We start from the raw sequence: 24,297 nt of genomic DNA on the forward strand, positions 1-24,297 counted from the left end.
GCCACGTCTTGGGTGGCCGGCTGATACAGCCCAGACACGAATATGCTGCTGCGTCAGAAAGGAAGTCAGATGAGATTAATGGGTAAAGTAGCACTGATTACAGGTGGCAACAGCGGCATCGGATTGGCCACCGCAAAGCGATTCCTGGAGGAAGGAGCGAAAGTCGCGATCACAGGCAGAAACCAGAAGACGCTCGAAACAACCGTACAAGAACTCGGGCCCGGGGTGCTTGTCATGAAAGCGGACGTAACAGACCGCAAAGCCATGAAGAAAGCTATCGCAGCGACAGTCGAGCAGTTCGGCAATCTCGATATCCTCTTTGCAAACGCTGGAATCGGCCCCCTCACGCCGCTCGGCAGCACCTCGATCGAGGTGTTCGAGGAGATTTTGAGCGTCAATGTAACCTCGACCTTCTTTATCGTGCAGGAGTGCCTGCCTTATCTGAACGACGGCGCTTCCATCATCTTCAACAGTTCGGTCCAGAATGTGAACGGCAGGCCTGGCCTGTCTGCCTATGCGGCAAGTAAAGCGGCCGTCAGAACAATGGCGCGCGTGATGGCCTCCGAGCTTTCTCCACGCGGAATTCGAATCAATGTGGTCACCCCAGGGGCAGTCGATACCCCTATATGGGATGCAACCGTAACCACCGACGAAGATAGACACACGCTCCACAAGGTTGTCGAAAGAGGCATCCCTCTCGGACGAATGGGCGACCCTCTGGAAGTGGCCAATGCCGTCGTCTTTCTCGCCTCAGATGAGTCCTCTTTCATTCAGGCCACTGAGATCGTTATTGATGGCGGAGCCACGGGCGCACCCATGGGAGCGCCAATCTACAAACAGTAAAACTCGGCCCTGATAGCGGCGTTACCCACATCTCAACTAGGCGGTTGCAACCGGTGGCGCGAGCCGGCCGCCCCCGAAGGAACTGCTGGCACGATCAATCTCGCCAAAGAACACCATAATGTCGTTCGGATCGGTGCCAGCACCGTCGAGTGTTTCGATTAAAGCCGCCAGCAGACGTGTCTTTCTGGCTGCGTCAGTCCCGGACGACACAAGCACTTCGATCATCAGCATCTTCTCCGTTCGAGGTTTCGGCAGACCAGGATAGTTGAGATCAACTCTCAGGTCGCTCTCCTCAAGACAAAAAAACCGCTGGAACATATCGTCGTGGGGATACCCCGCCTTGATGCTCGCCTGGTGTATGGCCCGGGAGATCGCGTCTTTTTCGTCAGCGGTTCTACCGGATCTCAACGTCACTGTAAACAACGGCATGAAATCTCCTGATGATGAAGGATGGTCGAGCCCAGCATCCAACGGCTTCCCGGTGTCTCGAACCAATCACCTCTCATAAGATTCTTCATAGGACTCGATCGATGCGCCGCCCATAACTCTGTCAACCCCCAAACCACATAAAACCCGCGTCAATCCAGCACATTCGCGTGGCGTATCAGTTATCTCCAAACAGCTATACTTAAATAAGCGCGCTCTTTCGCGAACAAGCGACCGAAGCCCACGCCAGTTCATCCAAACGTGGTGCAGGGCTGCTACCGTGTCTTGAATGCCTTGGAAGTCCAAGCCTAAGCCGCGTGGATGGAAGACTTTGCACACTTTTTGACCCGGGGAGGGGTACCTCCCAAGAAGGAGCAAGCCAGGGTGAGCCGTACGACCGACACACCGACCAACTACCGCATGCCCGCAGAGTGGGCTCCCCACGCCGCCACCTGGCTCGGCTGGCCCCATAACGCCGAAGACTGGCCCGGCAAATTCCAAACCATCCCCTGGGTCTACGGAGAAATCGTCCGTCATCTCTCCAGCGTCGAAGACGTCCACATCCTCGTCAACGACCTTGCCGCCGAGCGCCGCGCCACCAACCTCCTCCGCCGCGCCGGAGCCAACCTCGCCCGCCTCCACTTCCACCACTGGCAGACCGATCGCGTCTGGCTCCGCGACTCCGGCCCCATCTTCGTCAAAAACGCCGCAGGCGAATCCGCCATCACCAACTGGAAGTTCAACGCCTGGGCCAAGTACGACAACTGGCACCGTGACGACCAGATCCCCCAGCACGTCGCCAAACACTACGACATGCCCCAGTTCAAACCCGAGATCGAAGGAGCCAACGGCAAGCCCCACCGCCTCGTTCTCGAGGGCGGCAGCATCGACACCAACGGCGCCGGCCTCCTCCTCACCACCGAAGAGTGCCTCCTCAGCGAAATCCAACAGCGCAACCCCGGTCTAGGCGACGAGTCCGAAACCCGCAAGCGCCTGGAGCAGGCCTTTCACGAATATCTCGGCATCGAAAAAGTTCTCTGGCTCCATAAAGGCTGTGCCGGCGACGACACCCACGGCCACGTCGACGACATCACCCGCTTCGTCGCCGAAAACAAGATCCTCACCGCCGTCGAGCCCAACACTCACGACGAAAACCACCTGCCCCTCGCCGAAAACCTCAACCGCCTCCGCAACTTCCGCAACCTCGCAGGCGAGCCCTTCGAAATAGTCGAGCTGCCCATGCCCGCCCCGGTTATCTTCGAAGGCCAACGCCTACCCGCCAGCTACGCCAACTTCTACATCGCAAACTCGCTCGTCCTGGTCCCCACCTTCAACGACCCCAACGACCGTCACGCGCTCAACATTATTGCTGCTTGCTTCCCCGACCGCGAGATCATCGGCATCCACGCCGTCGACCTCGTCTGGGGCCTAGGCACCCTCCACTGCCTCTCCCAACAAGAACCCGCATGAATACCATGACAGACAAAACAGATACGACAACTACATTGGACACCAAAGACACGAAAGATCAGTCCTACCGAGCCGCCCTCGAAACCTACATCGCGACCCACGCCAAGCCGACCCACAAATTCGGCCACCAACCCCGCCTCTACGCACTCACGCAGCAAATCGGACAAGGCCTCACCTATGACGATGACGTAGTCTTCGCCGCAGTCTGGCTCCACGATCTAGGCGTCTTCGTCGGCCACCGCCCCGAAGACGAAGTCGCACTCAAAACCTGGGACCACGTAGCCTACGCGATCGAAAAAACTCCCGCGCTCCTCACGGAGTTCTGCTTCCCCGAAGAAAAAATCACCGCCGTTCTCGAAGTCATTCGCACCCACCAGCCCCACGACAAGCCACTCACCATCGAAGCCACCATCGCCCGCGACGCCGACATCCTCGAGCAACTCGGCGCCATTGGCATCACCCGCACCCTCGCCAAACTAGGCAGCGACACGCGTTTCGAAACCTTCACCGAAGCCCACACGGCCCTCAAAAAACACCTCACGAATCTCCCCTCACAGCTCCTTCTTGAGACCTCGAAAGTCCTCGCAGCCCCGCGCATCGCGACCATGCAAACCTTCCTCGATGCCCTCGAATCCGAAGCCGGCCCAAATCTCTATTAACCGCTCTGATCACGAAGCAAAGCTAAACTAGCCTGCAATGACCTCTGCGAACGAAACCGACGAAGCCTACCTCCGCAAAGCAATCGCAGAAGCCAATGGCGCCGAGGCAAATGGCGAAGTTCCCGTAGGCGCCGTCGTCGTCCATCAAAACAAAATCATCGGCCGCGGTCAGAACCGTGTCCTACGCGACAACGACCCCACCGCCCACGCAGAGATCGTCGCCCTCCGCCAGGCCGGTCTTTATCTACGCAACTACCGCCTCGAAGACTGCACCCTCTACGTCACACTCGAGCCCTGCGCCATGTGCGCCGGAGCCATCCTCCACGCACGCATCGCTCGCCTCGTCTACGCCGCGCCCGATCCCAAAGCAGGCGCCTGTGGCTCAGTCCTCTCCGTCATGAACCACCCCCAACTCAACCACAAAGTCGAAGTCACCGCCAACCTCCTCGCCGAAGAGTGCGGCACCCTCCTCACCGCTTTTTTTCGCAAACGCCGCCAGGAAAAGTCCCAAGCCCGCATCCTACAAACCGAAGCAGCGCCCCGCGACGCAGCGAAGGAGACACTCATGGCGACAAAAAAGAAGTGGTCCGCAAAGGTAAACACCGACTCAACCCATCCCGACGAAGGCCTCTTCAAAAAAAACGCCTCCGCCATAGCCAAAGCGCTCGCGACAAAAAAAGTCTCTCCAAAGGGCCCAGCCTCCGGCATGCAGATGCTGAACTTCTACATCAACCGTGCCGGCAAAAACCTAGCCCAGGAACGTCACGCCGAACTGGAAAAAGCGAAGACGCTTCTCTCCGAAATCATCGCCAAAGAAAAGCCCGAGCCCGCGAAGCCAGCAAAAAAATCCGCAGCGGAAAAAGCCCCAAAGAAAGCAACCAAGAAAGCCGCTGCAAAAAAATCCATCAAAAAATAGGAGCCATCAATGCCAGGTCGTCTCGCAGGCAAAGTCGCAATCGTTACCGGCTCCGGCTCCGGCATCGGCCAATCCATCGCCATCCGCTTCGCCAGCGAAGGCGCCAGCGTTGTCGTCGACTACCGCACCAACATAGAAAAGTCTAAGGAGACCGCTGCCAAAGCCGAAGCCGCTGGCGGCAAAGCCATTCTCGTCCGAGCCGATGTTACCAGCCTTAGCGACACGCAAAACCTCGTCGACCAGGCCTACGAACAACTCGGCCGCTGCGACATCCTCGTCAACAACGCCGGCATCGAAAAAAGCGCATCTTTCTGGGACGTCACCGAAGCCGACTATGACGCCGTCCTCAACGTCAATCTCAAAGGCGCCTTCTTCCTCACCCAGGCCTTCGTCCGCCGCCTGCGCGACGCGAAGCTCCCAGGCCGCATCATCAACATCTCCTCCGTCCACGAGGACATGGTCTTTCCCAACTTCTCCACCTACTGCGCCTCCAAGGGTGGCGTCCGCATGCTCATGCGCAATCTCTCTGTCGAGCTTGGCCCACTCAACATCACCATCAACAACATTGCCCCCGGCGCCATCGCCACTCCCATCAACGTCAAGTTGATGGAAGACAAACCCAAGCTCGACGCCCTCCTCAAAAACATCCCGCTAGGTCGCATGGGCACACCCGACGACGTCTCCGGCGTAGCCCTCTTCCTTGCCTCCGACGACGCCGCCTACGTCACCGGCTCCACCTACTTCATCGACGGCGGCCTAATCCGCAACTACCACGAGCAATAAATCCACATCCCAGCTGCGCACAAATCAGCAAAAAGGGTATACGCGCCACGAAGTGGCCGCCCCGCGCGCAGCGGGCCCGTCCGGCAGGACAGCTCTAGCGTGTCGAGTAGTAAGCCGTCACGTCCGTATTCGGAGGCGTAATATCAAACGCCCGCAGCATCGTGATGATCTGCCCGCGATGGTAGGTAGAGTGGTTGATCGCATGTAACACAATCTGCCACCGAGGAACACAGAAACGCGTGTCGTCGGGCAGCACGGTCAAAAGCTCCAGAGTAAGGTCCGCCTCAGAAGCTGCATCGATCCATCGTCGATACCCATCCCACAACTCCGGCCACGATTCGACGAGAAATTCGAAAGAGTGGTGCGGAGCAGGACCGGGCGGTAGCTTTTCGTTATCAACTTCGGCCAATCTGCGAAGCCACACCTGCTCAGCATCATAAACATGGCAGAAGGTCTGCAGAATATTCGAGTGAGACGCGCCCATCCCTCTTTCCCGCTGCTCGGGCGTAAGAGCCGTACAGGCATCGAGAACCTGCTGAGTCCCCCAGGCAGAGTAGCCGGTATGCGCGAGCAAAAGCACCTTAAGCTGCGACATAACAGGGATTCTAATCCAGCCATACCCTGCCCTCGGCCAGCCAGCGGGTAAAATAAAACTCTATGGATCTCACCGTCTACTCCGCCTCCTGGTGCCGTGACTGCCGCGAAGCCAAGCGTTTCCTGACAACACACAACATCCCGTTCAAAGAGATCGACATCGAGAACACCCCCGGCGCCGCCGACCTCGTCATCCAGAATACCGGCAAGCGCGCCATCCCTCAGTTCGTTCTCGACGGCAAGTGGATCCAGCCCTATAAACCCAGTGAAGGCTTCCTCTACGACGAAATGTCTGAACTCTTCGGCGTAAGTCAGCCTTAGTTCGATTGATCCAACTGTCAAAATTGTCATCCTGAGCACAACTAGATCATCAAATGGTTCGGGGACATTCGCCAAGCGCAACACTGAAGGAAACTCATGATCGCCCGCTACACACGCCCCGAACTTGGCCGCATCTGGTCCGACGCCAACAAGTACCAGTGCTGGCTCACCGTAGAAGTAGCCGCCTCTCAGGCCCTCGCCAAGTTCGGCCTTGTCCCCCAGTCTGCTGCCGACGCCATCCGCGACAAGGGCGCCTTCACCGTCGACCGCATCAACGAGATCGAAGCTGAGGTCCGTCACGACGTCATCGCCTTCACCACCACCGTCGCCGAGCACATCAACTCCCCCGAAAACTCCCGCTGGCTCCACTACGGCCTCACCAGCACCGACGTCGTCGACACCGCACAATCCCTCCAGATCAAAGAGGCATCCGCCATCATCCGCGCGGGCATCGTGGCCCTCTCCGAAACCCTGAAGAAGCGCGCCCTTGAGTTCAAACACACACCCATCATCGGCCGCACCCACGGCATCCACGCCGAGCCCTCCACCTTCGGCCTCAAGCTGCTCCTCTGGTATTCCGAGATGCAGCGCAACCTCACCCGCTTCGACGCAGCCGCCGAAGACCTTCGCGTCGGCAAGCTCTCCGGAGCCGTCGGCACCTTCGGCCACCTCAAGCCCGAACACGAAGAAGCAATTTGTAACCAATTAGGTCTCAAACCAGTCGCGATAGCGACTCAGGTAGTCCAGCGCGACCGCCACGCCGCCTACATCTCCACTCTCGCCGTCCTCGCCAGCACGTTAGACAAGATCGCCACCGAGATTCGCCACCTTCAGCGCACCGAAGTCCGCGAGGCCGAAGAGTTCTTCAGCGAAAAGCAAAAGGGCTCAAGCGCCATGCCCCACAAGCGCAATCCCATCACCAGCGAACAGATCTCCGGCCTCGCCCGAGTCATCCGCTCAAACGCACAGACGGCCTTCGAAAACGTAGCCCTGTGGCATGAGCGCGACATCTCGCACTCCTCTGCCGAACGCGTTATCCTCCCCGACTCCACCATCCTCGCCGACTACCTCCTCGCGAAGACGGAAAACCTGATCGCCAAGCTCCTCGTCTATCCAGCCCGCATGCTGAAGAACCTCGAATCCACCGGCGGTCTCATCTTCTCCGGTCAACTTCTGCTCGACCTCGCCGAATCCGGCATGTCCCGTGAAGACGCCTACCGCCTCGTCCAGGGCCACGCCATGAATTCATGGAAGAACGACCTCATCTTCCGCGACGAGATCGCCAAGGTCCCCGAGATCACCGCCCGCCTCTCCCCCGAAAAACTAGCCCGCGCCTTCGACTACAACCGCCAACTAGCCAACGTAGACGCCATCTTCACCCGAGTCCTCGGCGAATAGATCTTTTTTGCAATAGCGAATATTCTCAACATCAGAACCTGCATCCATCTGCAATGGAGCATCAACGGTGAAGAGTTTTTTTCGCAAATTGATCCGCTGCGTCGCCGCTCTCACTCTATTCACACTCCCCATAGCCGCGCAGAACTCCGACTACGACCAGCCCTACCGCCCGCAAGTCCACTTCTCCCCTGCGGAAAACTGGACGAACGACCCCAACGGTCTCGTCTTCTTTCAGGGCGAGTACCACCTCTTCTTCCAGTACAACCCCTACGGCGATCAGTGGGGACACATGAGTTGGGGCCACGCCGTCAGCACCGATCTCCTCCACTGGCACGAGCTTCCAGTTGCCATCCCCGAACACGACAACACCATGATCTTTACCGGCAGCGTCGTCGTCGATCACGGCAACACCAGCGGCTTCTGCACTCACGGCGACTGTCTCGTCGCCATCTACACCGGCCACACTCAAACCCCTGAAGGAATCCGCCAAACTCAAAACCTCGCCGTCAGCCTCGACAAAGGCCGCAACTGGGCGCAATACCCCGGCAATCCCGTCCTCGATCTCCACCTGGCAGACTTCCGCGACCCCAGCGTCAGTTGGGACCCCATCGCGCGCCACTGGGTCATGGCCGTCTCCCTCCCCAAAGAACACAAGATCCGCTTCTACTCCTCCTCCAACCTCAAAGCCTGGACACAACTCAGCGACTTCGGTCCCACCGGAGACATCAACGGCGACTGGGAGTGCCCCGACCTCCTCCAGATCCCCTCCTCCAACGGTGCAAAGAGCATCTGGGCTCTCAAGGTCGGCCTCAATCCCGGCGCCCCACAAGGCGGTTCTGGCGAGCAATACTTCCTCGGAGACTTCGACGGCAAAACCTTCCGCCAATCACGCCTCCGCGGCTCCTACGGCTGGACCAACTACGGCAAAGACGACTATTGCGCCATCAGCTACAACGGTCTACCCAAGGATCAGAAACCTGTCCTCATCGGCTGGATGAGCAACTGGCAGTACGCCGCCCAAATCCCCACCACTCCCTGGCGAGGACAGATGAGTATCCCTCGCCGTCTCTCCTTCATCAACGACGCCGCAGGTCTCGCCCTCAAACAGGAGCCCATCATCGCTCCTCTCCGAGGGAAAAACTACGAGATCTCAGCCCTCGCCACCAACACCTCTGCCCTCTATGGAAGCGGACACACCATCCAACCTCCCTTCGAAATTCGGATCCACTTCGGCCATCCCGTCGAATCCGTCTTCGGCCTGAAAATCTACTCCGACCAGCAACACTGGACCGAAGTAGCCTTCGACACCGGCAAGAAAGAGTTCTACATCGACCGCACCCACTCAGGCGCAGCCATCAGTCCAGAGTTCCGCGTCCGAACCAAAGCTCCGCTGGTCACCACTCGCCCCTACGACCTCACCCTGATCGTCGATCGGTCCTCCGTCGAAGCCTTCGCCCAGGACGGAACCATCGCCATGACAGACCTGGTATTCCCCGTCGCCAACAATCTTCAAATCCAGATCTTCCCCGACGACGCAAAGCCCATCGAAAGCGAAGGCCAAGTCTGGGAACTCAAATCAATCTGGTAATCTTTTCGAACCTCTTCGCGACGATGCGAAGCAACTAAGCAGCGCCGACTGGAGTTCTACATGAAGAAAGCAATCCTCGCACTCTTCGCAATCGTCCTGCTAACCAACACCGCCCTGGCCGCTTCACCGAACGTGATGGCGCCTATCCGCCAGTTCATCGACGGCTTCAACACAGGCGATACTCATTCCGCATTCGCAGCCTACGAAGACGGTGACATCACCATCATCGACGAGTTCTCTCCCCATCGATGGACCGGCCCCAACGCCGCCAAAGAATGGGCAGCCGACTACGAAAAACATGCCACGTCCACAGGCGTCACCGAAGGCATCGTCAAATATAGCGCCCCCACGCGCACAGAAATCGAAGAAGACCTCGCCTACGTCATCATCCCCACCGTCTATCTCTACAAGCAGAACGGCAAACCGATCGCCGAAGAAGGCCAGGCAACCTTCGTCCTTCATGCAGAGCCGAGCGGCTGGAAGATCCGAAGCTGGACATGGTCCGGCGTCAAACCGCATCCGGCAACGTAACTCCGAACACACCGGCACGCCCTGTTCGAAAACCATCTGCCCGTTATACGATCTCTCTATGAGTGATTTCATTCCAAAAGCAGCTGAAGTTAAGACCCGCGGGCTGAGCCCGAAAGCACAGAAGCTTCAGGCCGCACGCGAAAAAGCTGCGGCTCAGGCAAAGGGCGGCGACAAATCTCTTGCCACCTCGTCGACCGCTTCCGTCAAGGCGAAGGACTCCTTCGCCGGATCCAAAAAAACAACCTTCCAGCGCAAAGCTGTGTAGCGTCATGGCACCGGCCGCGCAGGCCGGTGTCTTACACACATTCCTTCCCACCGAATCGCATCGGTCAGGAGCATCATCCAATTGAAGTCAGCCACCTGACTCAAGGATCACTCATGTCCCGCATCGCGCTCATCGCTGGAGTCACAGGCATCGTCGGCAACAATCTCGCGCACCAGCTCCTCGCAAATGGCTGGCATGTCCATGGCCTCGCCCGACGCGCCTCGAACGCCATCGACGGAGTCAACTTCATCGCCGCCGATCTCCTCGACCCCACCTCTCTCCGCGCCGCAGTCTCTCATCTCAAGCCGTCGCACATCTTCTTCGCCACCTGGCTCCGCCAACCTACCGAAGCGGAAAACATCCGCATCAACTCAGCCATGGTGCGCAACCTCCTCGAAGCCGTCGCGCCCGCCGGGTCAGTCCGCCACGTAGCTCTCGTCACCGGCCTGAAGCACTACCTCGGCCCCTTCGAGGCCTACGGCAAAGGCAAGCTCCCCGCCACGCCATTCCGCGAAGAGCAACCCCGCCTCGAAATCGAAAACTTCTACTACGCCCAGGAAGACGAGGTCTTCGCCGCCGCAGACCGCGACGACTTCAACTGGACCATCCATCGCCCGCACACCATCATCGGCTACGCGCTCGGCAACGCGATGAACATGGGCGTCACTCTTGCCGTCTACGCAAACATCTGCCGCGAAACCGGTCGCCCCTTCCTCTTCCCCGGCTCGGCCGCCCAGTGGAACAGTCTCACCGACATGACCGACGCCAGACTCCTCGCACGCCATCTCGAATGGGCCGCAACGATACCAGTAGCATTTAATCACGCCTTCAACGTAGTCAACGGCGACGTCTTCCGCTGGAACTGGATGTGGCCTCGTCTCGCCGATTGGTTCGGCATAGAACCCGCTCCCTTCTCCGGCCAGGGCACTCCGCTTGAACAACAACTAGCCGGCACCGAAGGCATCTGGCACAAGATCGCAAAATCCCACAACCTGATCGAGTCCAACATCGACCAACTCGTCTCCGCATGGCACACCGACGCCGACCTCGGCCGTCCCATCGAAGTCGTCACCGACATGAGCAAGAGCCGCAAACTCGGCTTCCTCGACTACCAACCCACCGACGACAGCTTTTTCGACCTCTTCACTCGCCTCCGCCACGACCGTATCATTCCCTAAGAGTTTGATTTCGACTTCACAAACCCGATATCAACCTACTTAGGAAAATGACGATGATCAAGACTCAATCCGACTACGACCAGCATTATCCTCAGGTACCTCTCGACCGCTGGAAGAGAAATGTAGTCGAAGCCGTCGAGAGAATAGGTGATAAGCACTATCAATCAACCCACTGGCTCCAAGATGATCGACCTGCTTGGGAGGACCCGAATGAGGTCGTCAGTGTGCTAGTGGACGACTGTGTGTTCAACCTGTTTCTGCAGGACTGTGCTTTTAGCTTTTCGGACCAACAGCATGAAGCAGCGGCGAACTTCTCCCTAACGCTGAATAGTTTCCTCAACGAAGCTCCGGAAATACTGGAGGCAGAAGAAACGTTGAATGATCCACGATGGCAAGATGTTCAGTCATCTGCGATTGGCTTTGTTGCAGCATTCGCACTCCCATAACTATCTTCGTACTTGGCAATGTCAGACACACTCGTCCAAATCGTAGACGCAGCCGTAGCCGACGCCTACCAGCGAGGAGACCCTCACCTCGTCTGCCACCCCGGCTGCTCTCAATGCTGCATCGGCGTCTTCCCCATCGCCCACGAAGACGGAGCACGCCTGCGCGAAGGCCTAGCCACACTCGAGCAAACCGACCCGGTTAAAGCCACACGCATCCACAACCGAGTCAAAGATTCCCTCACCCGCCTAGACCCATGGTTCCCAGGCGACCTCACCACCGGCATCCTCAACGAAGACCACGAAGCCGCCATCCTCTTCGAAGAGTTCGCCAACGACGAGCCCTGCCCCGTCCTAGACCTCACCACCGGCACCTGCGATCTCTACGAACATCGCCCCATCCTCTGCCGCACTTTCGGCCCACCCATGCGAAGCGAAGGCGACAACGGCGAAGTCAACCTAGCCACCTGCGAGCTTTGCTTCATCCACGCCACCACCGAAGAGATCGCCGCTTGCGAACTAGACCCCACCATCCCAGCCAAAGAAGAAGCCAGCAACGAAGCCTTCAACACCACCCACAACCTCCACGGCCAAACCCTCATCGCCTACGCCCTACGCCCCCGAATCACCCCCTGACCTATCCGCTGATCCGGCGCGCCACCACTCCTCTCAGATCTCAATGAGGACTCATATTCAACAGTTGATACAATTCGTCGCGCAGCAAAATCGCGCAGACTAGTCTGACTCGTCGCCATCAAACCAATCACTTTCACTGTCTTTTATGTCTAACTTTACTGTCCTTGGTGTCTAACCTTATATGACCATCAGAAGCTGGGCTGTACGCATTGTCCTCTTTGCTGGCGCACTGTTCCTGTCCCTGTTCTTCATCACATTTCTGATAGTGCAGATTCAGTTGATAATATCCCGCTGGCGAGCCGAGCGGCTGTCCGCAGATATGCATCAGATTCGCCTCTACCAAAGCACCTGGGCCGATGCCCAACGCCTTATGCACCGCTGGGGAGCGTGGGGCCACTACGACGGCAGTTGCACGCAAGTTTGCCATTACGCAATCAGCATAGGCACCATCAGATATCAAAACCCCAATGCTCCCCGTCGCGCTTGGGTGGATTGGTTTTCCGCGCACGACCGTCTCAATCTCTACCAATGGCTCGGCGGGCGCGACGTAGTGTTCTACGCTTCCTTCACCGTCCATGACGGGACCATCTGGAGAACAGGCAGCGGGATTGGCGTCGAAGTCCCCACCAGGAGGATGCGAAGCGATAACGATTGGCCCTGGACTCTCTCTATCAGTGCCGAGAGTCGCCAGCGGCTTCATCGGACGATAGAAGACCCGTTCAGTTACATGTACTCCGAGGATGAGCTCGCCCAGCACCCGTACTACAAAGCAGGAAGACCAGGGGGCTGCATGGTCGCCTGCCAGATGGAGATTGTCTACTATTCCCCCCATACTCCACCTGCCGATATCGAGCGCCTCACATCGTATAACTTCTCATGCTTCACCCAGTTCACCGCGTGTGCGCACATTGACGATCTATTGCCTGCATCCAGAGAGTGGCACCTCTACGACGAATACCAATCCAGCCCCACTGTGCCGATACCACCTCCAAGGCCCGAACCCAGCTATACCAAGATGCCAATCCCTCCTCCCTGCAGCAACATTCCTGTATGGGCGCACGCGCGGGACGTCCGCTACGCCTTGGCCGTCGAAGTCCTCCCGACCACGGCAGATGACCAGAAGTTCGATCCCGGCATGGCAAAAGTGCGGATCGTCACTTCTCTCAAGGAGCCTTCTCCCTGGCTGCCCGGCGCTATCGTCAGGGGACACCCCTACGGAAATGGAGACATCCCGCCTGAAAAAGGCCAAGGGATGGTTCCCGGAAAACGATTCATCGTGTTTCCCGTCGGGAATGACGAAAAGCACGACATCCTAACAAAAGACTCGCCAATCAAACTCGACCGATGCGGTGTGCTGGAAGACACTCCCGAAATACGACGCGAGCTTGAAAAGGGCTTTGCGCAGAACGACACACTGCGTCCTTAATGCGGAGGTACCCTCTCCCATCAGCGATAATCAATCCAGTGACAGAACCGACCAACATCACGTTAGCCGTCACTGGAGCCAGCGGCAGCATCTACGCCGCCGAGATCCTTCGCGCCGTCGCCGCCGACCCCCGCGTCACCAAAATCAATTTCGTCGCCTCCGACAGCGCCCTCCGCGTCTTCGCCGAAGAGCTCCACCTAAGCGGACGCAACGACCTCGCCGAAAAACTCCTCGGCGCTCCCTCCCCCAAACTCCAGCAACACGCCGAAACCGACATCGCAGCCAACATCGCCAGCGGCAGCTACCCCACCGACGCGATGATCATTCTCCCCTGCTCCATGGGCACCCTTGCGTCCATCGCCAATGGCCTCGCGCAAAATCTCATCCACCGCGCTGCCGACGTCTGCCTCAAAGAAAACCGCCCCCTCATCCTTTGCATCCGCGAGACACCGTTCAACCGCATCCACATCCGCAACATGCAGCTAGCCTCCGACGCTGGCGCCACCATCTTCCCCGCCATCCCCACACTCTACAACCACCCGCAAAGCACGCAAGAGATGGCTCGCAACTTCGTGAACCGAGTCCTCGCCCACATCGGCCTGCCACAACCCAACGCCTACCAGTGGCAACCCGACTAGCCGAAGCACGCAACATCAAGAACCCGCCGGAAACGTCCTCTCGCCACCATGCATCGGCGGCTGCGCCCGCAAAAACTCGACCGTCCCCTCGATCACAGGCTTCGCACACTCCGCCGGAGCCAGATGCCCACACCCTTCGACAATATCCAGCACAGACTGCGGCACACTCCTATGAATCGTCTCCCCTGAAGCCAGCGGAATCAGCTCATCCTTAGAGCCCCACACAATCAACATAGGCTGCGAGATATTGTGCAACCGAAAATCCAGTAGATCCTTCCCTGTAATCATCGAGGCTGTACTTCGATTCACCACCCACGCATTCCGCTGCAGCTTCCGCACCATCGCCTCCGCCGCAAAATCAGGAACATCCCGAGGATTCGGAGTCAGCATCGAAATCAACTTCCTTACACCCGCGACATCATGCGGAGTAAACAAATCCGCCTCGAACGTAGCCGGAAAATACACGCCCGCGCTGTCGTACACAATCAGCCGGTCCACCATCTCCGGATGATCCAGCGCCAGCTTCATCACGATCCACCCACCCATCGACCATCCACCAACATCCGCCTTGGGAACATGCACCGCCTGCATGAACTGAGCCACCGTCTGCTCCTGCAGCGAGATCGAGTAACTCACATCGGGCTTCGGCGACCTTCCGTATCCCAGCAGATCCGGTGCATACACATGAAATCCCTGCGCCGCCAGCGCCGGAATCATCGCCCCCCAATCCTCAACCCGAGCTCCCAGCCCATGCACTAGCACCACCGGCGTCCCAGCTCCACCCGCTGGTCCAGCCTCGAAATAATGAAGCCTGTATCCGCCAGCCTCGACGTACTCGCTCTTCACGCCGAGGCGCCAAAGATGAAATCGAGTATGCTGATCCGCGACCCAAAGCGGATAGCGATAAAAGATCAACCCGGCCGCGACAACCACAAGCAAAAGAAAAGCCACAACGCGCAGTGCAAGCTTCATAGCCCAGTCTTCTCCGCATTACACCTTCAGCGGCTTGCCAAACTCTTCTCCAAACACCGTGTGTCCCATCTCAAACCGCCCGCCGTCGAACTTGTCCGTCCCCTGCACATGTCCAATCGCCAGCAGCGCCACCACCCAATAGCTCAGCGGAAGCCGCAGCACTTCATGCACCTTGTCCTGTTCGAACCCTTCCATCGGCGCGGTGTCGTAGCCCATCACCTCGGCCATCAACAGCATGTGCGTAAACGCGAGCATCACCTGCTTATTCAGCCACGCCTGCATCTGCCCGCTACTGAAGCTTGACATGTAATTCGGAACGCTGCTCTGTGCCTGCGCCGCATAACTCTCCGGCATCCCACCCTTGCGCCCCTTCTCGAGTATCAGGTCCAAATCCTTCCGCCACCCATCGGTATCGCCGCAGGCCACGATCACCACCGAGGCCTCTTCGACCTTACCCTGGTTATAGCTCGCGCCCCGCAGCTTCTTCTTCTGCTCCGCTGACTGCACCACTACAAAACGCCAGGGCTGAAGATTGTATCCGCTCGGTGCATGCAAGCCTGCATCGAGAATCTGGCGCAGGTCCTCCGCCGGAATCGGCGTTCCATCAAAACTCGGTGTCGCTCTACGTTCTTGGATTGCCTGACTCAGTGTTTTTTTAATCTTTGTCATTGTTCTCTTTCTTGCCTGTCAATAGAGTGCCAGTTCTAACCTGGAAGGTGAGTCATCTTACCCTGCATCTCTTACCGTCCTGCAGAAACGATTCTCAAGATATCACTACCCAATCAAACACCAATCAGAAGACTGCGCGGCCGCCTCAATGAATCTGGCTCATCGCCTCTTCAGTCGCAAATGGATTCTGCCCAGGAGCCTCCGCAATCATCCACACGCCGTGAAAGGGCTTCCTCAACTCCGGATACGCAGTCAAGAGCGCAGTCATCGCATCCAAGTTATGCTTCTTCGCAGTCGCCGCATCTCCCACCTGCTCCAACTTCAGATGCGCCGTGATGTCCACCTTGTCATTCCCAAGCGAGTCATCCACCCCCAACGCGGTAAAGCGGTACTCCACTCCATCTGGACCCTTCACCACTAGCGGCGACTCCGCACTCACGCCCTCCGACAACGCAGGTGGCGCAGCCGCAGTCTCCTCAGCCTTCAACTTCTCCAGATGCGTGCTCTGAATAAAGTTCGCAGGCCGCAGCAGACTCTCCGCCTGCTGGTAGTAGAGCCACGCATTCCAATGCTCTTTCTGAGCCGTCATCAGACGTGCCTGCGTCCAGTACCAAAGCCCATCATGACCCGCCGCCATCAAAGGCTTCGGATAGAACCCCGCCATCACCCACTGACCCTGATCCTGCCGCAGCAGAAAAGACAACCGCCACGGCGCAGCGCCATCGGGAACGTCCATCATCGCAAATCCATAGCGTCCCGGCGCCAGCCCCGAAATAATAAAATCTGCTTCCGCGGACGTCTTATTCAGCGAACAGAAAAACTGTGCATCCGGCACCGACCCATCCGCAGCACGCTTCAGTTCAGTCCCATCCAGCACATAAACCTGTTCCACCTTCAGCGTGCCACCCTTCACATGCGCCGCGGTGCTGCTCACAACCTCTCCAATACCACCAAAATCCTTGGCATATTCGGCAGCTGTAGCCGCACGCAAACCGGCCACATCACCAGCCTGAACCTTCGCCGCCAGCCCGCGCGCCGCTGTCACTAAAGCCTCTCGCTCTCCGCCCGTCATCTGCGACTGTGTCGTGCACACCTCCGCCGACGCCACCCCAGCCACAAGTAGCCCCACCATCAGCAATCCAATCTTCAGTCTCATCATCACGTCCACCATCAACCTGTTACAGAGCCTCGATAACCCATTTGAGGACGCACAAAAAGGCCATCCCAGTCTACAGCTACTCCTACACATCCAACAGGCGAAGCCTTAGTCCAGCGTCTCCCAGCTGCGGAGCGCGTGTTCATAGATCTCCATATTGACGCGTTTGCCGCGAAACTTTACCCCCTCCATGCCCAGTCGGAACCGCTGTTCCGCCGCAGCTTCACCCCTTAGCTTAATTTCACCGCCTGCACCGACAATGCGTTGCCAGGGTAATCCCTGAAGAGGAGCTTGCCGCAGCAACCGTGCCACCGCACGATGGTACAAGGGATAGCCAGCCGCAGCCGCCACCTTGCCATACGTTGAAACCTTGCCCTTGGGAACCGAACGAATGATGCTACGAAAAGCCGCATCTCGTTGCTCGTCTTCACGCAGCGACTCTTTCAAAATTCTTCGTTTCAGGTTCTGCGGAACAACCGTCGCGCGCATGACCAAAACTCTATCAGAGCCTCGACGGACGAAGCATCTTCCCGACTCATCCCCAAGCCGGGCAAACCAACCGTCCAAAGCATGGAAATTCGCTGCCCGCAGGTCATCCGCGATAAACTATAGAAGAGGTTCTTCGCGGCGATGACATTTCTTCGCCGCAGCGCGTCCTACAACTACATGCAGAGCATCGGGCCAATTCGTTTCATCCTCTATTCCAGCCTCGCCTCCGCCGCCCTGCTGTCTGCGCAGTCTGTCCCCACCTCTCAGTTCAAACCATCCGCAACCGTTCCGGCCGCATCAACCTTGCCGCCGACTCCCCCCACCATTGAGCCCACGGTCCCGCTCACTCCCTCTCAGCAACAGCCAAAGCGCGCTCAGGTCACCTTGGTCAACGGCAGTCTCTCGGTCTCGGCCGACAACTCCAGCCTCAACCAGATCCTCCGGCAGATCTCCCATGACACCGGCATCAAGATCACAGGAGGCGTCATGGATGAGCGAGTCTTCGGGCAATACGGTCCCGCCGCGCCAGATCAAATTCTCGCCGAACTGCTAGACGGCACAGGCAGCAACATGCTCTTCGTAAAACACGATGGCAACGCCGCGCCGGAGCTCATCCTCACCCCACGTCAGGGCGGTCCCACTCCACCCAACCCGAACGCGGTCGCCTCCGACGACAAAAACGAGTCCGATGACTCTCAATCGCAACCTGCCCCCGAACCTCAGCCCGCCGCCGAAGCGGTTCCTGACCGGAACAGGACCGTGCCGCCAATCGTTCCCGCCGCGCCCGGCGCATCCACTCCCGCGGACGGATCCCAGCCAGACTCCCCCAACGGAGTCAAAACACCCCAGCAGATCTACGAGCAGCTCCAGCATCTCCGCCAGCAGACTCCGCCTCAATAGGTTTAAACTTCAAATTAGGCAGCCACCGGCTATGTCAGCCTCTCCGCCTGGGGCACTTCGGCTGGACTCCGTTTGCGAGATCATTAAATTTTAGGATTTGTTGTTTGAATACTTGAGATGCACCGTCCCGCGGAAGCGGAAGGGGCTGTTTCGATTCGAAAAGTCGATACCCTTAGCTCTTCGCAGCCTGTGCAGTCGCCGCCACTCGACGGGCCGCGTTTCCTGCCACCTGACGGGCATGCATGTGGAATGCGCTAAACATGGCAATACAAACCCCATAAGCAACCAGGACACCTACAGCCAGCGAAGCCAACACCGCACAGACCAACATAATCGACGTCATCACACCCAACCCTCGAATTCATAGGTCGCCGGCCTTTTTACGGCGACTGAACTTTTAACATCTCGGCTATTGTTGCAAACTTACCTGCCATTACAATGACCCGAAAGTGGCTCTTGTTGTTCCTTCGGATACATCATTCCCACTCCGGGGTTGTACCAGCCAAAATCAGCTCTCACCCCCGCCCGACCTTCTCCTCCCCAAAATGCCGTATTCTAGAGACTTGGCCGAACACCGCCACAGAACTCACATGGGCATTACACACATCACCGTCCGCGGCGCTCGCCAGCACAATCTGCGCAACGTCGACGTCAGCATCCCGCGCAATACCCTCACCGTGGTCACCGGCCTCTCCGGCTCCGGAAAATCCTCCCTCGCCTTCGACACCATCTACGCCGAAGGCCAACGCCGCTACGTAGAAACCTTATCGGCGTACGCAAGACAATTCTTAGACCAGATGGAGCGCCCCGACGTCGACGCTATCGACGGCCTCTCTCCCGCCATCTCCATCGAGCAAAAAACCACCAGCCGCAGCCCCCGCTCCACCGTCGGCACCATCACCGAGATCTATGATTACCTGAGGCTTTTGTACGCGAGTGTAGGCCAGCCCCATTGCCCCAACTGCCACCGCCCCATCACCCGCCAGTCCGCCGAACAGATCGTCGAACGCATCGCCGCCCTCTCCCCCGGCGAACGCATCACCGTCTTCGCTCCCATCGTTCGCGGCCGCAAAGGCGAGTTCCGCGAAGAGCTCGAAGCCCTCGACCAGCAGGGCTTCCGCGCCCGCATCGACGGCGAAATGACCGAGCTCACCGAAGGCATGCGCCTCGAAAAGCGCAAAAACCACACCATCGAAGCCGTAGTAGACCGCATCATTCTCAAGCCGCTCCCGCCCGACAGCGCCAACGCAGCCCCCAAATACGACACTCGCCGCCTCGAAACCTCCGTCACCAAAGCCCTCCAGATGGCCAGTGGCCTCGTTCTCGTCGGCATTCAAAATCCCGATACCCGCGAGCAAGAGGAAACCCTCTATTCGTCCTCGATGGCCTGTCCCGACTGCGGCATCAACGTCCCCCGCCTCGAGCCCCGCAGCTTCTCCTTCAACTCCAACTACGGCGCCTGCCCCAACTGCCACGGCCTAGGCAGCATCTACGACTTCGACCCCGCCAAGACCATCACCGACTGGTCCAAACCCCTCCTCGACGGCGCCATGGGCCCCGGCAGCGGCTCCGCTTACCTCCTCCGCCTCATCAAGCTCTTCGCCGAAAAAACCAAAATCAACATCAATCAGCCCTTTGAAGACCTCACCACCGAGCAGCAGAACCTCTTCCTATACGGCCCCCCGCGCTCCGAAGCCGGTCGGACCGGCTTCCACGGCATCTTCGAATACCTCCGCTCCAACCTCGAAGACACAAAATCCGAGGGCTATCGCGAGTACATGATGCAGTACATGTCCGCGACCATCTGCCCCGTCTGCAAAGGCCGTCGCCTCCGCCCCGAATCCCTCGCCGTAACGGTAAACGGCGCATCCATCGCCGACTTCACCGCCCTCCCTCTTGAGCGCGCCCTCACCTCCGCCCGCAACATGAACTTCGTTGGCCGCGACCGCATCATCGCCGACCGCCTCCAGCGCGAGATCATCGAGCGACTCGAGTTCCTCAACGCCGTCGGCCTCGGCTACCTCGCCCTCGATCGCTCCGCCGCCACCCTCTCCGGCGGCGAAGGCCAGCGCATCCGCCTCGCCACACAGATCGGCTCCAAACTCCGCGGCGTCCTCTACGTCCTAGACGAGCCCTCCATCGGCCTCCACCAACGCGACAATCAGCGCCTCATCAACGCCCTCGAAGACCTCCGCGACCTCGGCAACACCGTCCTCGTCGTCGAGCACGACGAAGACACCATCCGCAAAGCCGACTACGTCCTCGACCTCGGCCCCGGCGCAGGAAAAAACGGCGGCATCCTCATCGCCGACGGCACCCCGCAGCAAATCATGGACAACCCAGCGTCCATCACAGGCCAGTACCTAGCCGGCAAAATAGAAATCGTAGCCCGCACCGAACCCCGCCCCCTGACGAACAACTGGGTCACAGTAGAGAACGCCCACTCCCACAACCTCCAAAACGTCACCGCCCACTTCCCTCTCGGCGTCATGACCGTCATCACCGGAGTTAGCGGCTCTGGCAAATCCACCCTCGTCAACGACATCCTCTACCGCTCCCTCGCCAAGGAACTCTACGGCTCCCGCGAAGAGCCCGGCCAGCACGGCAAAGTCATCGGCATCGACCAGCTCGACAAAGTCATCCAGATCGACCAATCCCCCATCGGCCGCACCCCACGCAGCAACCCCGCCACCTACACCGGCGTCTTCACCGCCATCCGCGACCTCTTCGCCATGCTCCCCGAGTCCCGCGAGCGCGGCTACAAACCCGGCCGTTTCTCCTTCAACGTCCAAGGCGGACGCTGCGAAGCCTGCCAGGGCGAAGGCCAGCGCCGCATCGAGATGAATTTCCTGCCCGACGTCTACGTCCTCTGCGAAGTATGTAACGGGCGTCGTTACAATCAGGAGACCCTCTCCGTAAAATTCAACGGCTACAGCATCGCCGACCTCCTCGACCTGCCCATCGCCGACGCCGTCCCGATCTTAAAAGACATCCCCACGGTAAACATCAAGCTCCAAACCTTAGTAGACGTGGGCCTCGGCTACATCCACCTCGGCCAATCCGCCACCACCCTCTCCGGCGGCGAAGCCCAGCGCATGAAGCTGGCTCGCGAGCTCTCCAAACGCCAAACCGGCCGCACCCTCTACCTCCTCGACGAGCCCACCACCGGCCTCCACTTCGACGACGTCAGAAAACTGCTAGAGGTTCTCCACCGGTTAACCGACCTCGGCAACACCGTAATCATCATCGAGCACAACCTCGACATCATCCGCAACGCCGACTACATCCTCGACATGGGCCCCGAAGGCGGCGAAGGCGGCGGCCGCATCATCGCCCACGGCACACCCGAGCAGATCGCCACCGTCGCCGCCTCTCACACCGGCAGCTTCCTTGCCCGTTACTACACCTCGCACAACTCCGACTTCGCCAGCCGCAACGGCACCAGCCACGCCGGCCCCCAGCCCGCCACCATCGCCGCCCGCGCAGACGCGATCAAACAACCAAAGGGCAAATTTATCGCCCACGAAAAGAAAACCGGCCTGGCCAAAGCCAGTGCCGCGAAACCCGCCGAAAGATCCCCCAAAAGCATCAAGCCAAAACCCGCAAAGAAGTCCACAATAAGCAAAGCATCTTCAACGGCAGAATCCGGAAAGAAAAAAGTACCATCCGCAAAACCGGTCCCACGCACGAAAAAAGCATGAGCGATCTCACCCCGACCCCCGCCGTCTCAACCCACGAAAACCATCCGTCCCAACCCTGCGACGCGGACAACCTGCGGAACACAACCTCGTTCTTCCTCCCACCCGCATCGCCCGACACTCGAAGCCAGTCCGATGCTCCCGTCGTCCGCCCCTTACTCCCCGAAGGCGAGGCCATCCTCCAGCCTCCCATGGACAACACCCCCAACGACGCGCCCGTAGATGCCCCTCACCGTATCCCCAACCTCGGCCACGCACTCCTCTTCCTCGCTATCACGGGCCTCTTCCTCTTTCTCACCCAACTTCTCATCCTCGGCTTCGCCCACCCCTCCGCAATCGGCAACAAGGCATCGGCGATCTCTTCCATCCCGCCCAAACTCCTCATCGGCACCGAGGCCCTCACTTACATCCTCACCCTCGCCATCTCCTGGTTCATCTTCCCGCTCCTCTGGAAACGCCCCTTCACCACCGGCATCGACGCCAACCCCGACGCCGCCCGTCGCAACGCCCTTCGCCTCATCCCTCTCGGCCTAACCCTCTCCTTCGCGGTCCAGGCGATCTCCTCCGTCATCGCCATCCCCAAAGACATCCCCATGGACGACTTCTTCCGCACTCCGTCCGATGTCTGGCTCGTAACCCTCTTCGGAGTCCTCATCGCACCGCTCTTTGAAGAGATCCTCTTCCGCGGCTTCCTCCTCCCCGCGGTCGCCATCGCCTACGACTGGCTCTCACTCCCCCGCACCCCCGCCGCCCGCGACTTCTGGAACTCCAACAACAAAATCTCCACACCCGCCTTCGTCTTCTCCGCCGTCTTCACCAGCATCCTCTTCGCCTTGCTCCACGGGCAGCAGACTGCCTTCACCTGGCCCGTCATCCTGTTGCTCTTCTGCGTCTCGCTCATCCTGAGCGCAGTCCGCATCCGTCTCCGCTCTGTGCTCGCCTCAACCCTCATCCACGCGAGCTACAACTTCACCATCTTCCTCACCGCCTTCATCGCCACCGGCGGCTACCGCCACCTCGACCGCATGAACCGCTAGTAAAGAGTTCTCGGCTCACTCAGTCGCTGATCCCGACTACCTGCCTCACGTAGTGTGGCGCAACTGCCTCCTTCAGCATGAAGTTCGCCACGTCGGCTCTCGAGATTACCGTGCCGCCCTTCGGCAGATGCCCTGCCACCTCCCGTATGCGACCCTTTGCGGCCTGATCCACCAGCCGCGGAGGCCGCACCATCGTCCACTCCAAATCCGGCTGCATCATCTCAGCCTCCGACCTCACATGGTCCTTCACCACATTGCGAAACAGCGTACCGCCAAACAATGCGATCAGCGCCCCTCCGTCCTGAAACAAAAACGCCGACGTGACGTGAATCAAACGCCTCACTCCAGTCACGCGCATCGCCTGCACTACGGCATGGCCAAAGTCACGCCGCAACGTCGTCGTCCGCAACGTCGAGGGACCAAACCCGGAGATCACCGCATCGCTGTCGCGCACAGCCGCAGCCATCTGCTGCACATCAAAGAGATCCCCGCCAACCAAACGCAGCCGTGGGCTCTTCTGGCTTACCTTCTCCGGCGAGCGCACAAACGCCGTCACCTCATGTCCCTCTTCCAGCGCACCAGAAACAAGTAACCGCCCGATCCCGCCCGTCGCTCCAAGAATCATCAATCGCATCGCAAATCTCCTCTCGTCATCACTTGTTGGGCCGCTCAGCGCAGCCTGGTTTAGCGTCCCGTAGCCTGCGCCGGAAGACCGGGAATCTGCACCCCAATCTGACGCAGCACACCAAGCTGATCTACCTGAATCCAGACCTCGGCAATCTTCGCGCCTTCAAACCGATAGAACACCACGCCGTGATTGGTCAGCTGTCTTCCCGTCGGAGCCACACCAAGAATAGGCACCGTATTCGTCGCGACCATCGTCCATCGCGCCGCGCCCTTGTCCCCATTGGTCAAAACATCATCCACAGTGAAGTGACGGTCAGGATACATCGCACGAACCTGCTGCACACCTTGCTCAAACACAGCCAGCCCCCTCTGTTCATTCGACCCCGTATGGTTCACGACATTCGCCGCCACCAGCTCGGGCAACAAATCCGTCCGCCCCTGATTCAGGCACTCCTCATAAAAACGATGGATCGTAACAGCATGAACATCGACGTTCGACATCTGTCCTCCTCCTTGCATGGAACGAGCCGCAGCCTGCTGCGCCGCGCAGTTGAGAGCCATCGCGCCGATCGCCACCGAAAACGCAATCGGAAGGAACTTCAAACGAAACGCATCGATTTTCATAACAGCACCT

27 protein-coding genes are annotated in these 24,297 nt (G+C 58.9%); 18 read left to right on the top strand and 9 right to left on the bottom strand.

What is annotated here, in order from left to right:
* Nucleotides 1-78: 78 nt before the first annotated feature.
* Nucleotides 79-843, top strand: coding sequence for an SDR family NAD(P)-dependent oxidoreductase (locus tag RBB77_RS17065; protein WP_353062938.1), 765 nt, complete (start codon nt 79-81; stop codon nt 841-843).
* Between the two features lie 36 nt (nt 844-879).
* Here RBB77_RS17065 and RBB77_RS17070 read toward each other — a convergent pair whose 3' ends face one another.
* The gene (locus RBB77_RS17070) at nt 880-1,272 is read right to left on the bottom strand and encodes a tautomerase family protein (protein ID WP_353062940.1); all 393 of its coding nucleotides are present in this window, start codon (nt 1,270-1,272) and stop codon (nt 880-882) included.
* A 417-nt stretch (nt 1,273-1,689) separates the two neighbouring features.
* Here RBB77_RS17070 and RBB77_RS17075 point away from each other — a divergent pair, with 417 nt between their 5' ends.
* The 4 genes from RBB77_RS17075 to RBB77_RS17090 are packed head-to-tail and all read left to right on the top strand — an operon-like array spanning nt 1,690 to nt 5,097.
* Nucleotides 1,690-2,739, top strand: a complete 1,050-nt coding sequence (locus RBB77_RS17075) for an agmatine deiminase family protein (RefSeq protein WP_353067655.1) — start codon at nt 1,690-1,692, stop codon at nt 2,737-2,739.
* The gene (locus RBB77_RS17080) at nt 2,736-3,398 is read left to right on the top strand and encodes an HD domain-containing protein (protein ID WP_353062941.1); all 663 of its coding nucleotides are present in this window, start codon (nt 2,736-2,738) and stop codon (nt 3,396-3,398) included. Before RBB77_RS17075 ends, RBB77_RS17080 begins: the two co-directional genes overlap by 4 nt.
* Before the next feature lie 37 nt (nt 3,399-3,435).
* Nucleotides 3,436-4,314, top strand: coding sequence for a tRNA adenosine(34) deaminase TadA (gene tadA / locus RBB77_RS17085; protein ID WP_353062942.1), 879 nt, complete (start codon nt 3,436-3,438; stop codon nt 4,312-4,314).
* A 9-nt stretch (nt 4,315-4,323) separates the two neighbouring features.
* Nucleotides 4,324-5,097: an SDR family NAD(P)-dependent oxidoreductase gene (locus RBB77_RS17090; RefSeq protein WP_353062943.1), complete on the top strand. Its 774-nt coding sequence runs from the start codon at nt 4,324-4,326 to the stop codon at nt 5,095-5,097.
* Between the two features lie 94 nt (nt 5,098-5,191).
* Here RBB77_RS17090 and RBB77_RS17095 read toward each other — a convergent pair whose 3' ends face one another.
* Complete coding sequence (locus RBB77_RS17095) at nt 5,192-5,692, bottom strand: DinB family protein (RefSeq protein WP_353062944.1); 501 nt, start codon at nt 5,690-5,692, stop codon at nt 5,192-5,194.
* A 62-nt stretch (nt 5,693-5,754) separates the two neighbouring features.
* Here RBB77_RS17095 and RBB77_RS17100 point away from each other — a divergent pair, with 62 nt between their 5' ends.
* The 10 genes from RBB77_RS17100 (at nt 5,755) to RBB77_RS17145 (ending at nt 14,115) form a co-directional block, all read left to right on the top strand.
* Nucleotides 5,755-6,012, top strand: a complete 258-nt coding sequence (locus RBB77_RS17100; RefSeq protein ID WP_353062945.1) for a glutaredoxin family protein — start codon at nt 5,755-5,757, stop codon at nt 6,010-6,012.
* 96 nt (nt 6,013-6,108) lie between these two features.
* The gene (gene purB, locus RBB77_RS17105; protein WP_353062946.1) at nt 6,109-7,410 is read left to right on the top strand and encodes an adenylosuccinate lyase; all 1,302 of its coding nucleotides are present in this window, start codon (nt 6,109-6,111) and stop codon (nt 7,408-7,410) included.
* A 67-nt stretch (nt 7,411-7,477) separates the two neighbouring features.
* Nucleotides 7,478-8,998, top strand: coding sequence for a glycoside hydrolase family 32 protein (locus RBB77_RS17110; protein WP_353062947.1), 1,521 nt, complete (start codon nt 7,478-7,480; stop codon nt 8,996-8,998).
* A 60-nt stretch (nt 8,999-9,058) separates the two neighbouring features.
* Entirely contained in the window at nt 9,059-9,529 is a 471-nt protein-coding gene (locus tag RBB77_RS17115) for a nuclear transport factor 2 family protein (protein ID WP_353062948.1), read from the top strand.
* A 58-nt stretch (nt 9,530-9,587) separates the two neighbouring features.
* Nucleotides 9,588-9,794, top strand: coding sequence for a hypothetical protein (locus tag RBB77_RS17120; RefSeq protein WP_353062949.1), 207 nt, complete (start codon nt 9,588-9,590; stop codon nt 9,792-9,794).
* A gap of 113 nt (nt 9,795-9,907) precedes the next feature.
* Complete coding sequence (locus tag RBB77_RS17125) at nt 9,908-10,972, top strand: SDR family oxidoreductase (protein WP_353062950.1); 1,065 nt, start codon at nt 9,908-9,910, stop codon at nt 10,970-10,972.
* 53 nt (nt 10,973-11,025) lie between these two features.
* Nucleotides 11,026-11,418, top strand: coding sequence for a hypothetical protein (locus RBB77_RS17130; protein WP_353062951.1), 393 nt, complete (start codon nt 11,026-11,028; stop codon nt 11,416-11,418).
* A gap of 18 nt (nt 11,419-11,436) precedes the next feature.
* On the top strand, nt 11,437-12,051 hold the full coding sequence (locus RBB77_RS17135; RefSeq protein WP_353062952.1) for a YkgJ family cysteine cluster protein: 615 nt from the start codon (nt 11,437-11,439) through the stop codon (nt 12,049-12,051).
* A 319-nt stretch (nt 12,052-12,370) separates the two neighbouring features.
* Nucleotides 12,371-13,477 (top strand): hypothetical protein, encoded by a 1,107-nt coding sequence (locus RBB77_RS17140; RefSeq protein ID WP_353062953.1) that lies wholly within the window; start codon nt 12,371-12,373, stop codon nt 13,475-13,477.
* Complete coding sequence (locus tag RBB77_RS17145) at nt 13,477-14,115, top strand: UbiX family flavin prenyltransferase (RefSeq protein ID WP_434557069.1); 639 nt, start codon at nt 13,477-13,479, stop codon at nt 14,113-14,115. The genes RBB77_RS17140 and RBB77_RS17145 overlap by 1 nt, the downstream gene beginning before the upstream one ends.
* A 15-nt stretch (nt 14,116-14,130) precedes the next feature.
* On the opposite strand, the gene RBB77_RS17150 is transcribed toward RBB77_RS17145, so the two are convergent.
* From RBB77_RS17150 to RBB77_RS17165, 4 genes are all read right to left on the bottom strand, one after another.
* Nucleotides 14,131-15,087 (bottom strand): alpha/beta fold hydrolase, encoded by a 957-nt coding sequence (locus RBB77_RS17150; RefSeq protein ID WP_353062955.1) that lies wholly within the window; start codon nt 15,085-15,087, stop codon nt 14,131-14,133.
* Nucleotides 15,088-15,105: 18 nt separating this feature from the next.
* Complete coding sequence (locus RBB77_RS17155; RefSeq protein ID WP_353062956.1) at nt 15,106-15,756, bottom strand: nitroreductase family protein; 651 nt, start codon at nt 15,754-15,756, stop codon at nt 15,106-15,108.
* A gap of 145 nt (nt 15,757-15,901) precedes the next feature.
* On the bottom strand, nt 15,902-16,915 hold the full coding sequence (locus tag RBB77_RS17160) for a hypothetical protein (RefSeq protein WP_353062957.1): 1,014 nt from the start codon (nt 16,913-16,915) through the stop codon (nt 15,902-15,904).
* Between the two features lie 105 nt (nt 16,916-17,020).
* Nucleotides 17,021-17,401, bottom strand: a complete 381-nt coding sequence (locus tag RBB77_RS17165; protein ID WP_353062958.1) for an MGMT family protein — start codon at nt 17,399-17,401, stop codon at nt 17,021-17,023.
* Between the two features lie 141 nt (nt 17,402-17,542).
* Here RBB77_RS17165 and RBB77_RS17170 point away from each other — a divergent pair, with 141 nt between their 5' ends.
* Complete coding sequence (locus RBB77_RS17170; protein WP_353062959.1) at nt 17,543-18,301, top strand: hypothetical protein; 759 nt, start codon at nt 17,543-17,545, stop codon at nt 18,299-18,301.
* A 172-nt stretch (nt 18,302-18,473) separates the two neighbouring features.
* Here the strand turns inward: RBB77_RS17170 and RBB77_RS17175 are convergent, their stop codons facing one another.
* On the bottom strand, nt 18,474-18,644 hold the full coding sequence (locus RBB77_RS17175) for a hypothetical protein (RefSeq protein WP_353062960.1): 171 nt from the start codon (nt 18,642-18,644) through the stop codon (nt 18,474-18,476).
* A 247-nt stretch (nt 18,645-18,891) separates the two neighbouring features.
* Here RBB77_RS17175 and uvrA point away from each other — a divergent pair, with 247 nt between their 5' ends.
* On the top strand, nt 18,892-22,002 hold the full coding sequence (gene uvrA / locus RBB77_RS17180) for an excinuclease ABC subunit UvrA (protein WP_353062961.1): 3,111 nt from the start codon (nt 18,892-18,894) through the stop codon (nt 22,000-22,002).
* Nucleotides 21,999-23,036: a CPBP family intramembrane glutamic endopeptidase gene (locus tag RBB77_RS17185; RefSeq protein ID WP_353062962.1), complete on the top strand. Its 1,038-nt coding sequence runs from the start codon at nt 21,999-22,001 to the stop codon at nt 23,034-23,036. Before uvrA ends, RBB77_RS17185 begins: the two co-directional genes overlap by 4 nt.
* A gap of 19 nt (nt 23,037-23,055) precedes the next feature.
* Here the strand turns inward: RBB77_RS17185 and RBB77_RS17190 are convergent, their stop codons facing one another.
* Together RBB77_RS17190 and RBB77_RS17195 are read right to left on the bottom strand one after the other, a co-directional pair.
* On the bottom strand, nt 23,056-23,670 hold the full coding sequence (locus RBB77_RS17190) for an NAD(P)-dependent oxidoreductase (RefSeq protein WP_353062963.1): 615 nt from the start codon (nt 23,668-23,670) through the stop codon (nt 23,056-23,058).
* Between the two features lie 50 nt (nt 23,671-23,720).
* Nucleotides 23,721-24,287 carry an ester cyclase gene (locus RBB77_RS17195; RefSeq protein ID WP_353062964.1) on the bottom strand — a complete coding sequence of 189 codons (567 nt, stop codon included), beginning with the start codon at nt 24,285-24,287 and terminating at the stop codon, nt 23,721-23,723.
* Between the last annotated feature and the right edge of the window lie 10 nt (nt 24,288-24,297).

The organism is Tunturibacter psychrotolerans (assembly GCF_040359615.1).
In the GTDB taxonomy this organism is placed as follows: Bacteria; Acidobacteriota; Terriglobia; order Terriglobales; family Acidobacteriaceae; genus Edaphobacter; species Edaphobacter psychrotolerans.